General features: G+C 64.5%; 6 protein-coding genes. All 6 read right to left on the reverse strand.

All coding sequences use genetic code 11. From position 1 onward, the window contains the following. Window positions 1–125: 125 nt before the first annotated feature. The 6 genes from AWB68_RS39055 to AWB68_RS39080 all read right to left on the reverse strand — a co-directional run bounded on the left by AWB68_RS39055 (window position 126) and on the right by AWB68_RS39080 (window position 11093). Window positions 126–1319, reverse strand: a complete 1194-nt coding sequence (locus tag AWB68_RS39055; protein WP_087649555.1) for a lipid-transfer protein — start codon at window positions 1317–1319, stop codon at window positions 126–128. Window positions 1320–1429: 110 nt separating this feature from the next. After that, window positions 1430–2557, reverse strand: a complete 1128-nt coding sequence (locus tag AWB68_RS39060; protein WP_087649556.1) for a CaiB/BaiF CoA transferase family protein — start codon at window positions 2555–2557, stop codon at window positions 1430–1432. 60 nt (window positions 2558–2617) lie between these two features. Beyond that, window positions 2618–3775: an acyl-CoA dehydrogenase family protein gene (locus AWB68_RS39065; protein ID WP_087649557.1), complete on the reverse strand. Its 1158-nt coding sequence runs from the start codon at window positions 3773–3775 to the stop codon at window positions 2618–2620. Window positions 3776–3859: 84 nt separating this feature from the next. Beyond that, window positions 3860–6571, reverse strand: a complete 2712-nt coding sequence (locus tag AWB68_RS39070) for a winged helix-turn-helix domain-containing protein (RefSeq protein ID WP_160110150.1) — start codon at window positions 6569–6571, stop codon at window positions 3860–3862. 282 nt (window positions 6572–6853) lie between these two features. After that, on the reverse strand, window positions 6854–7993 hold the full coding sequence (locus AWB68_RS39075; protein ID WP_087649559.1) for an acyl-CoA dehydrogenase family protein: 1140 nt from the start codon (window positions 7991–7993) through the stop codon (window positions 6854–6856). A gap of 325 nt (window positions 7994–8318) precedes the next feature. Continuing rightward, the gene (locus tag AWB68_RS39080) at window positions 8319–11093 is read right to left on the reverse strand and encodes a winged helix-turn-helix domain-containing protein (RefSeq protein WP_087649560.1); all 2775 of its coding nucleotides are present in this window, start codon (window positions 11091–11093) and stop codon (window positions 8319–8321) included. Window positions 11094–11457 lie beyond the last annotated feature (364 nt).

Below are 11457 nucleotides of genomic sequence, written 5' to 3' on the forward strand. Positions count from 1 at the left end.
CCTTCTCGACATCGACGGTGCCGCGCGACATCACGCGGCCGATCATGCTTTTATCTGCCATTACAAAGTCTCCTCAAAGGAAACGGCGTGCGACGCGCGCGCCGCCCGCCGCCTCCATCACGCCATCAGGCGCGACCGTACAGCGTCACCACGCACGCGCCGCCCAGACCCAGGTTGTGTTGCAACGCGAGCTTCGCGCCATCCACCTGGCGGGCCTCGGCCGTGCCGCGCAACTGGTGCGTGAGCTCGTAACACTGAGCCAGTCCCGTCGCGCCGAGCGGATGACCCTTCGAGAGCAGGCCGCCCGACGGGTTGGTCACGACCTTGCCGCCATAGGTGTTGTCGCCGTCGTTGACGAACTTCTCGGCGCCGCCTTCAGGGCAAAAGCCGAGCGATTCATAGGTGATCAGTTCGTTGTGCGCGAAGCAGTCGTGCAGTTCGCAAACCTTGATGTCCGACGGGCTGACGCCAGCCTTCTCGTACACCTCGCGCGCGGCTTTCTTCGCCATGTCGAAACCGACCAGTTGGATCATCGAGCGATCGCCGAGTGTCGCCGGGCTGTCGGTCGTCATCGATTGCGCGAGGATCTGCACGTCGGTGCGGATGTTGTGCTTCTTCGCGAAGGCTTCCGAGCAGATGATCGCCGCCGCTGCGCCGCAGGTCGGCGGGCAGGCCATCAGGCGGGTCATCACACCCGGCCACACGACCGGATCGGCCATCACGTCTTCCGCGCTCACGACCTTGCGGAACATCGCGAGCGGGTTGTTGGCAGCGTGACGGCTTGCCTTCGCGCGAATCTTCGCGAAGGTTTCCATCTTCGTGCCGTACTTCTGCATGTGTTCCTTGCCCGCGCCACCGAACATCATCAGGGCGCCCGGCACCTTCGCGGCGACGGCATCGGGGTTGAGATCGGACGCCAGAGCGGCGGAGCCGCCAAGCGGGCTGGGGCGGTCGTGCCAGATCCCGCCCAATGCGCCCGGCTGCATCTGCTCGAAGCCGAGCGCGATTGCACATTCGACCGCACCGCTTTCGACTGCCTGGCGCGCCATGAACAACGCGCTCGAACCCGTTGCACAGTTATTGGTGACGTTGAGCACCGGAATTTCCGTCAGGCCGACCGAGTAAAGTGCAGCCTGCCCGCAGCAGGAGTCGCCATAGACGTAGCCGACATACGCCTGCTGCACGAGGTCATACGAAATTCCCGCATCGGCGAGCGCGGCGCGCGCGGCTTGCGAGCCCATCTCGACATACGAAGCGCTCGCACCCGGCTTCTTGAACTGGATCATGCCAACACCGGCAACTACGACCTTCTCAGACATCGTCTATCTCCTTTTCAGTTTCTTCAAACAAATGAACGCCCTGGCCATCCGCACGCTGCATCGCGTGTCGCATGGCCGTGTGGATCCACAAGCGTGGTTTAAGCGTCGCTTCAGCGGGAACCGCTGAGCCATCCTTCCAGTACGTCGTCCACGCGTTCCTCGGGACGCCCGGGCGCATGGCGCACTTCTGGCGCGGTGCGGCTGAAGCGCGGCGCGGGGGCCGGCTGCGTCACACCATCGACCTCGATGAAGGTGTTGCGCGCGATGTTGTGCGGGTGATACGGCGCCTCTTCCATGTCGAGCACGGGCGCAAAGCAGATGTCCGTTCCTTCCATCAGCTCGGTCCACTGCGCGCGCGTGCGGGTGGTGAAAAGCGCAGCGAGACGGCGCTTGAGCCGGGGCCACTGCTCCTTGTCCATCTGGCGCGAGAAGTCCGGGTCCGTCAGTTCCAGGCGTTCGAGCAACGCGGCATAGAACTGCGGCTCGATCGAGCCGATCGCGATGTATTTGCCATCGGCACATTCGTAGGTGTCGTAGAAATGCGCCGAGCCGTCGAGCAGGTTGGTGCCGCGCTGTGCGCTCCACACGCCCTGTGCCTGCATGCCGTAGAGCATGGAGCCAAGCAAGGCCGCGCCATCGGTCATGGCGGCGTCGATGACCTGTCCGGCGCCGCTGTTGCGTGCTTCGACGAGCGCACATGCCACGCCGAACGCGAGCATCATGGCGCCGCCGCCATAGTCGCCCACCAGGTTGAGCGGCGGAACGGGCGCTTCTTCGGCACGGCCCATCGCGCCGAGCATGCCGCTGATCGAGATGTAGTTGATGTCATGACCCGCCGCATGCGCGAGCGGCCCATGCTGGCCCCAGCCGGTCATGCGACCATAGACGAGCTTCGCATTGCGCCGCAGACATACTTCGGGACCGAGGCCCAGCCGCTCCATGACCCCGGGGCGGAATCCTTCGATCAATACGTCGACCTGCTCCACCAGCGCCAGCACTTGTTGCACGCCTTCCGCGGACTTGAGGTCGATTGCCACAGTGCGCTTGCCCCGTGCGGTCACGTCAAAGCGAAGCGAATCCTGTGCGCGGGGCTTGCCGTCGAGGCCGGCGCGCTTGTCCGCGGGCCGGTCCACGCGGATCACCTCGGCGCCCATGTCGGCGAGCATCATCCCGCAGAAAGGGGCCGGTCCAATGCCCACCATTTCAAGTACCCGGATGCCCTGTAGTGGTCCGCTCATGTCGATTCGTCCTGATTCTTTCAAGTGAGGTTTTGAGGTCTCGATGCAAGGCCACCGGGATCAACCCAGCTTGCGGTCGTCCAGACCGAGGCTGCGCCCGATGATCTCTTTCATGATTTCGCTGCTGCCTGCGTAGATGCGCGAAACGCGGGCATCGGTGTACATGCGGCTGATGCGGTATTCGTCCATGTAGCCCGCACCGCCATGCAGTTGCACGCCTTCATCCGTCGCGCGACCCTCCAGTTCCGAGCAGAGCAGCTTGGCCGCCGCAGCCGTTTCCGAACTCAACTTGCCCGCGTTGTGCAACAGCACGCACTGGTCCACGAAGGTCTGCAGGGAGTCGAGTTCCGCGCGCAACGCGGCAAGCTTGAAGCGCGAGTTCTGGAACGTGCCGATCGGGCGCCCGAATGCCTTGCGTTCCTTTACATAGTCGAGCGTCAGGTCGAACGCAACCTGTGCGCAGGCCAGATAACCGCACGCACCCAGCAGCCGCTCTTCCGCCAGATGACGCGTGAGATAGCGGAAGCCCTGCGTGGCATCGCCGAGCACGTTTGCCTTCGGCACCCTGACGTTGTCGAAGAAAAGCTCGGCGGTGTCCTGCGACTGCAGACCCATCTTCTTCAACCGTCGCCCACGCTCGAAGCCCGGCATGCCGCGCTCAACGATGAACAAGCCGATGGCATGCGGGTTGTCGGGCGAGGTTCGCGCGGCAACCACTACGTAGTCGGCCAGAATGCCGTTCGAAATAAAGGTCTTCGCTCCGTTGAGCAACCAGTAGTCGCTCTTTTCTTCCGCCCGGGCGCGAATGCCGGCCAGGTCCGAGCCTGTCTGCGGCTCGGTCATGGCAATGGCAAGAATCGCTTCGCCGCGCGCTGCCTTCGGCAGAATCCGCGCGCGCTGCTCGTCGTTGCCCAGCTTGCCGATATACGGTCCGACGAGGCGGGAGTGCAGCGTATGAAAGAAACCCGAATCGCCGAAGCGCGCGTTTTCCTCGATCAGGACCTGCTCGTAGCGGAAGTCCTCGACCCCTGCGCCGCCATGCGCCGGGTCTGCCCACATCAGCAGATAGCCCTGCTCGCCCGCCTTCAGAAAGACCTCGCGATCGACGCAGCCCTGTTCGCGCCATCGCTCGCCATGCGGGCTGACCTCGCGCTGAAAAAAGCGGCGAGCGGACTCGCGGAATATCTCGTGTTCCGCCTCGAAGATCAGACGTTCCATTTGTTTTGTCTCCTCAATAGGAAGCCATTCTGGCGATTCGGTCGAATGTTGTCGTCGTCCGATCTACCTATATTGCGGCCGCGCCTAGCCGATCAGTCCTTGCTCGCGCGCTCGTGCTACCGCCTCGGTGCGATTGCTCGTGCCAAGCTTGCCCGAGATATTGCGCAGATGCGCGCGTACCGTAGCCTGCGACAGGAACAAGGCCTCTGCAAGCGCGGCATTCGATTTGCCGAGTGCCAGCAACTTCAGGACATGGATCTCGCGCTGGGTCAGTGCCTCACCGCAGCCGCCCTGGTGTATCGGCGCGGGACGCGCAGCCGCTTCGACGTCATCCGCTGCGCTCGCGCAAGCGGCTTGCAGTCGCTCGAAGTAGCCCGCCATCGCGCCCACCGGCGTCTTGCCCGAGGCCAGCACGGCGCGCGCGCGTGACAAGGCCAGCGAGGCGATGATCGGCCCTTCATCGGCAAAGGGTTGCACGACGCCCTCGGTGCAGGCATAGGCCAGCGTCTGCGCCATGCGCTCGCGCGCGGCCTCCGGCCGTCCGGCGCGCTGCAACGCTTCGGCCAGCAACAGGCTCAGTCGAAGGGCCAGACGCTGCCGACGCTGCCCATGGACTCGATCGATCAACGCAGGCAACTCGGCCAGCAGGTCGTCGAAGGCGGCGCTGCCCTGCGCCTCGTCCGCCCCGTGCACGCGCAACCGCAGGCGTCCCATCTCCAGCGTTTCCGCCTCATGCAGAGGAACGGGAACCGCTCGCTCGGGACTCCACAGTTCCGGCGCTTCGGCTCGCCGCAGACACGCAGCAGCAGCCACCGCATCGCCCTGAATCAGGGCTAGTCGCGAGCGCTCCAGTTCCGCGCTGACGACAAGACGCGCGATGTTCTGACTATGACCGATGAATTCCAGCTCGCTCACCACGCCGTAGGCGCGGTCCGGCTCGCCGCGCTGCCACGCCAGCCGCGACTGCGTAATGTAGCCTCGCACCATCTGGCCGCTTCCCCCCGACTCCCGCGCGAGCCCCATGTAGATCGTCAGGACCTGCTCGGCCTGATCGAGATGACCGGCTTCGTACAAGGCTTCGGCCAACAGCATGGCCGACGGCGCGTTGCCGGTGGCACGGCCTGCGACATCGTCGGCCATGTTGTTCGTCGCCAGGCGAAAGCGTGCGATGGCGTCGTGCAGCCTGCCCTGCCGCAAGCTGATCGTGCCTTCCAGCGCTTCGGCCATCACCAGGCTGAACGTGCTGCCGATTTCGATGTGCGAGCGGCGCGCCTGGTCCAGCAGCGCGCGCGCTTCTTCATGGCGTTCGAGCGCGGCATAGAGCTTCGCCACGAGATTGGTGAGCAACCCGTATGGAAAGGCGTAGCGCGGATCGAGCCGGGCGTGATTTTCGATGCCCATCGCAAGGCCGTCGCTCTGGTCGGTCATCATCAGCAGCATCGGACGCAACGCCAACATGTGGGCCCGCAGCTCCTCATTCCAGCCGGCTTTATCCCGCTGCATGGCTTCGTCCAGGCGTCGCACCAGCGTCTGCGCCTCCGCATAGCGATGCGTCAGAATGAGCGCCCAGGCGCGGGCGACGTTCAGCTTGCAATGGGTGTCCAGCAGGACCTGCGGGAGACTGTCGAGCCAGCGGGCCAGCAACCGGAAGCGGCCCAGATCCAGCAGTCGTTGCGCGTGAATGCCAAGGAGGCGTCCGGCGCAGTCGTAGTCGTGTGCGCGCAGTGCATGCTCGATGGCAGGCACCGGCCGCCCTTCCCCCTCGTACCATTGCGAGGCCCGCCGGTGGAGCGCGGGTGCCGCCGAAGGATCGAGCTGAGTCAACTGCGCGTACAGGAATTCGCGGAACAGGCTGTGGTAGCGGTAGTGACCGGGATTGTCCAGCGTCGTCAGAAAGAGATTCGCACGTTCGAGTTCCGCGAGCAGCACGGCGCTGCCGGTACGTCCAAGCAAGGCGTCGCAGACGGGGGCACTGAGTTCCTGAAGCACGCTCGTGTGCAGCAGAAACTCGCGCTGCGCATCCGGCAATCTGACAAGAACGTCTTCGGCCAGGTACTCCGTGATCGCCGCATGGGAGCCAGAAAAAGTCGCGAGAAAGGTTCCCGCATCGTCATGTCCTTCCAGTGCCAGCGAAGCCAGCCAGACCGCGGTCGCCCAGCCGTCCGTGACCTTGTGAAGCCGGCTCAGCGCATTGCTGCCCAGCGTGAGGCCGCGTCGGCGGTGCAGATACTCAGCGGTTTCTTCCAATGAAAAGCGCAGCTGCCCCGGCCCGATTTCCAGTAGCTGACCGCGCGCGCGCAGCCGTCCCAAACCGAGGCCGGGCACGACACGCGAGCCGATCACGAACTGCCAGCCGGACGGGAGGTGATCCACGAGTTGCCGGATCAGGTCCAGCACGGCCGAACTTTCGACGACCTCGAAGTCATCCAGGAACATCGTGAATGCGGCAGGGGATGCGGCGACGCGGTCGATCAGTTCCAGCAGGCTGGGTTCGCCGGAAGCCGTATCGGCGCGTGGCGCGACGCTTTCGATCGCCGCATCGAAGTGCGCGAGGAAGCGGCCGAGATCGTTGTCGGACGCATCGAGGTTGAACCACCTGACGACGGCGCCGGCCGCTTGCCGGCGTGCCGCGTACTGCAGCATGGCCGTGGTCTTGCCAAAGCCGGCCGGCGCGCGCAGCAGGATCAGACGCACATCGCGAGCGTCGTTGATGCGCCCGCCCAATTGCGCCCGTGGCAATTGAAATGGGGGCGGACGGGGTGGCGACAGCTTGAAGGGCAAGAGATTTTGATGCATGGCGTACTGAGTTTGAAGGCCCGCTTCCGGGTGCTCGAATTCAAGAATCCGTGCGGAGAACCTACTCTTTTTGAGCACATGCCAGAACCGCAGGACCATGCCGACACGCGCGCGAACTTCGGGCAAGACCCGACCTGCTTCTTCGATGCTTCGTTTTCTCAGGCGTTTGCAGGGCAGCCCGTTTGCGGTGCTTTTGTGCCCCTGCGGCCGCGATCAAGGCGTACCCGGAAGCGCTGCCACGCGAAGCGAAGCACGCGCCGCGCCGCAAGAACCATTTGAGGGCTAGAGTTTGCGCGAGATGAGTTCGCGCATGACCTCGTTGGTCCCGCCGAATATGCGCGATACCCGCATATCGACAAACGCCCGCGCAATCGGGTACTCGAGCATGTAGCCGTATCCGCCATGCAGTTGCACCATGTCGTCGATGCATTTCCACATGGTCTCGGTGGAGTGAAGCTTGGCGATGGCCGCTTCTTCGGCCGTCAGCTTGCGCCGCATGTGTTCGCCGATGTAGTAGTCCACCATCGTGCGCAAGGCCACGGCTTGTGCCTTGATGTCGGCGAGCTTGAACCGGGTGTTCTGAAAGTCCCACACCGTCTGGCCAAAGGCCTGGCGATCCTTCACATATTCCAGGGTCTGTTCCAGCAGCCGCTCCACCTTCGCCGCGGCGTTCACCGCGATCATGAAGCGCTCCTGGGCCAGGTCCTGCATCATGTAGACGAAGCCCTTGCCTTCCTCGCCGAGGCGGTTGGCAACCGGCACCCGCACGTCGTCGAAGAACAGTTCCGCCGTGTCCTGTGCGTGCATGCCGACCTTGTCGAGCTTGCGCCCCCGGCGAAAACCCTCGCGGTTCGTCTCCACCATGATGAGGCTGACGCCCTTCGCACCGGCTGCCGGATCGGTCTTGCATACGACCAGTACCATGTCGGAGATGAAGCCGTTGCTGATGAACGTCTTGCTGCCGTTGATCACGTATTCGTCGCCGTCGCGCACGGCCGTCGTGCGCACCGACTTCAGGTCGCTGCCGCCGCCCGGTTCGGTCATGGCGATGGCGAGGATGGTTTCACCGGCGCAGACCTTCGGCAGCCAGCGCATCTTTTGCTCCTCGGTGCCGAGCCGGTTGATGTAGGGCGCGATGATGTCCGAGTGCAGGCCGATCGACAAGCCGCTCACGCCGCCGTACGCCAGTTCTTCCGCGAGGATCGCCGCGTGGCCGAAATCACCGCCGCCGCCGCCATACTCGGCGGGCAAGGTCGTGCACAGCATGCCCTCGCGCCCCGCCTTCAGCCAGGTTTCACGGTCGACCTTGCCGTCCTTGTTCCACGCCTGCTGGCGTGACAGGCACTCGCGGTCAATGAAGCGCCGCGCAGTCGAGCGGAATTGCTCATGATCCTCACGATAGACGCGGCGGATAACTTCCATCTACTACTCCTCGAAGAAAGGGAAAGGCGCGTCGCTTGCCCGTCGGCCTCACCTCCCGGCGGCACGCGAAGCAACGCATCGACGGTTTTGATCATGCATGAGGCGTTTTCGCGGGAAAGCCACCCATCTCGGGGGGGCCGCCGTTTCCTTCTGGCTGGTTGGTGCGCGTGCGCTCGGGCGCGGCAGTCCTGCGTGCGCGCCCTGCGGCGGGATGATGCCGGCTCCGGCCCTGAGGACTTTTGATGTGAAGGCTATCGACGCGCGTTCTTGCACGCCGGCGCCGGATTTCGACGCGTTATGCCGCCCGCGATCGAAACGGGTTGTCTCAGCGCGACGGGACAGGCGGTGTGCCGCCCGAGAAATCCCGCAGACGGGCTGCGGCTTCATCGCGTCCCGTCACGCCGAGTTTCATATAAATGTTCTTCAAATGCCATTTCACGGTCTCGGGCGCCACGCCGAGCACGCGTGCGATCCTTTTGTTCGGCATGGCCATCGCGAGAAGTTCGAGCACTTCCGTTTCGCGCTCACTGAGCGCCTTCATGCCATTGGCCAGATCGGCAGCAGGTGCGGCCGAAAGCCCCGCGCCAGCCGCGTCGGCACATGCCTTGAGCCGCTGAACGTAAAACTTCAGGACCGGATCGAGCGCTTCTTTCTGGAGCATCGTTTCGAGCAGTTCGGTCAGGCGCGGCGAAGCGTCGACGAGCGTTCGCTGCAATCCCAGACGATGCCCAAGATGAATCGCCTCCAGCAGATTGTCCCCGGCAAGGCGATCGGAGCCACGCGCGAGGTCCGCCGAGGCGAGTTGCACACGCAGGCTCGCCACGCGCCGCCAACGTCCGCCTGCTTCCGAGATTGCGATGAGCGGAACGAGGCGCGCTCGGGCGTCGTCGAACTCCTGCCGGTGCAAAGACATATCGATTCGCGCGCGCTGGGCGGCGATCCGGATCTCCAGCGCGGTGCCGCGCGTCGCGTCTGCGTACCGGGCGCCGAGTGCTTCGGCGCGCTTCAGCGCGGCGTCGGCCTGATCCGGCTCGCCCTGCGCGAGGCTCCAGCGCACGGCCTCGCGAAGGGCGTGAGCAAGCAGCCTGTCGAGGCGATACTTGAGCGCGTAGTCCTCCAGGCGCTCTATATACGCATAGGCCTCCAGAGGCTGTCGCGCGAGGCGTTGCGCGGCGGCCAGCGTCACGAACGCGCACAGGACGACGTCCGGAATGGCGACACGCTCCACGATCTCGATGCGTTCTTCAAGCATCGTGCGCGCGGCGTCGACATCGTTGCGTTCATACATGGCATCGCCGAGCAGGCCCGTCGCCATGCAAGCCGCGCCGAGGTACGCCGATCCGTACTTTTCCGCGTCCTTGAGCACCTCGCGGTAAATGCCTTCCGCGACGACGATCTGGCCTTCCAAGGCGTGGCTCATTCCTGCCAGACAACGTCCGATCAGGTTGACACGCGGCGCACCCTCGCGACGGGTGCCGTCTTCGAGCACTTCGCGCGCCGTCTTGTATTCGCCCCGGTACATGTGCAGCCAGGACATGATGCTGCTGCACCCACTCAGCTTGAAGTCGTCGGTATCCGCGGGCGGACGTTGCAGCTCGGGCATGATCGCCGCCAGCGCATCAGTGTCGTCGCGCTGGAGCGCGACGAGGCCGCGCAACAAGATCAGCGTAAAGCGTTGCTGGTCATCGAGGCCGCCACGCGCCGCCTCAACCTGCATCGCCTCGATCGAGCGCTCGGCAACGTCGAGATTGCGCGCCGCCAGTTGCAGATGTGCGGCGAGAAGGCGCAGATCGAATCGCGCCTCGATCACATCGTGCGGCAACTGCCGCAACAGGCCCGCGATCTGGCCAAGCTCGCCCTGCGCCACCAGCGCCTGCGCGCACGCCTGCACCATATCGGCTGCGGCTTCCGGCTCGCCGGCCAGAACCGAGTGGCGCACGGCTTCATCGACAAAACCACGCTGGTCGAACCAGCGCCAGGCCTTTGCGTGCAGCGCGCGCCGCGCCGTTTCGGAAAGCGTCGCGACGCGGGCCTGCAGCACCTCGCGCAGCAGCGGATGAAGCCGATACCACGTCTCACGGTCACCACCGATCGCCTGTTCGAGGAACAGGTTCTCGGCTTCCAGATGGACGAGCCGCGTCGACATGCGTATGAAGGCATGCGGCTGGCCCATCAGGTTCGCGCATAGCGAAGCACAAAAGCGATCGCAGATCGAGACGCACGTCAGCAGTTCAAGGTCGCCCGGGGCCAGCCGGACCAGCACCTCGCACTCGAAATAATCGGCGAAGGCCTGGGCATCGTGCACTTGAATGCAGGCATAGCGCCCGTCGCGGCGATTCTTCAGGTCTAGCGCGAACAACTGCAGGCCGGCAATCCAGCCGCCGGTCAGCTCGTAGAGCACCTGCGCATCGCGCGGGTCGATCTCGCCTAGCTGGTCGCGCAGAAACTGCTCGGACTCGGCAGACGAGAAGCGCAGATCGCGCAGGTCGAATTCGCTGCTCTGGCCCTGCGACTCGAAGCGCCACAGGGAAAGCTGCAACGCGCTTCGCGACGCGACGATCAGATGGAAATGAGCGGGTGCATAGTCGATCAGGTGTTGCAACGCGAGCGTGATCAGCGGATCGGTCAGGTGATGGGCGTCGTCCAGCATCAGCACCAGTTCACGCGAGCGGCGGGCGATGCCGCTCACGAGCATGATCACCCGGTGCTCGATCCCCGCCGCCTCCCAGTCCTCTCCCGACAGCAACGCGACTTCGCGCGCCACTGCGGGATCCACCTCCGCCAGGCTGGCGAGCAGGCAGTCGAAGAAGCGCGCGGGATCGTTGTCTTCGCTGGTCAGCGAAAGCCATGCAACGTCGAAATCGAACGAGAGCAACGCCTGCCGCCACGTCACCAACGTTGTGGTCTTGCCGCTGCCCGCAGGCCCGCGCAAAAGGACGAAGCGCTGCCGGCGCGTGGCGACCAGTCGCGCGAGCAGCGCTTCTCGCGGCAGCAAACGACGCGCAGCGCGCGGCGGAGCCAGCTTGGTGCCGGCAATGGAAGCCGCAATGCGGCTGGCGGGTCGGGACGCTCCGGTCGACGGCGTTTCGGACTGGGACATGGCGAAGAAACGTGATGCCCGGCCGGGCTGCGAGTACAGGTATACCCGAAAGGTGCCATCGATAAATGGCGAGATTTACGACGAATTATATCTCGCCGTCCCACCGATGAACCGCCGCAGCCAGAGGCCAAGCGCGCCTCCGCGCCATGGCGCAAGACCCGTCGATGCCGCGATGCGGCGCCTGCCCGCGTCATCGGCGAATCCGGGAATCGCCCGCCGGGTGGGGCTTGCGACGGGTTGAGCGCCCCCCCTTGACCTCAGGATTACCCACAATTGTAAAGGTAGTTCTATTCGTTTTGCCGGAAGAGCCGATACATCTTAGTGACTTCGTGCAGCACGAGGAAGCCTCGCCATATCACAGTTG

The sequence above is a fragment of the Caballeronia choica genome (assembly GCF_001544535.1).
Lineage (GTDB): Bacteria > Pseudomonadota > Gammaproteobacteria > Burkholderiales > Burkholderiaceae > Caballeronia > Caballeronia choica.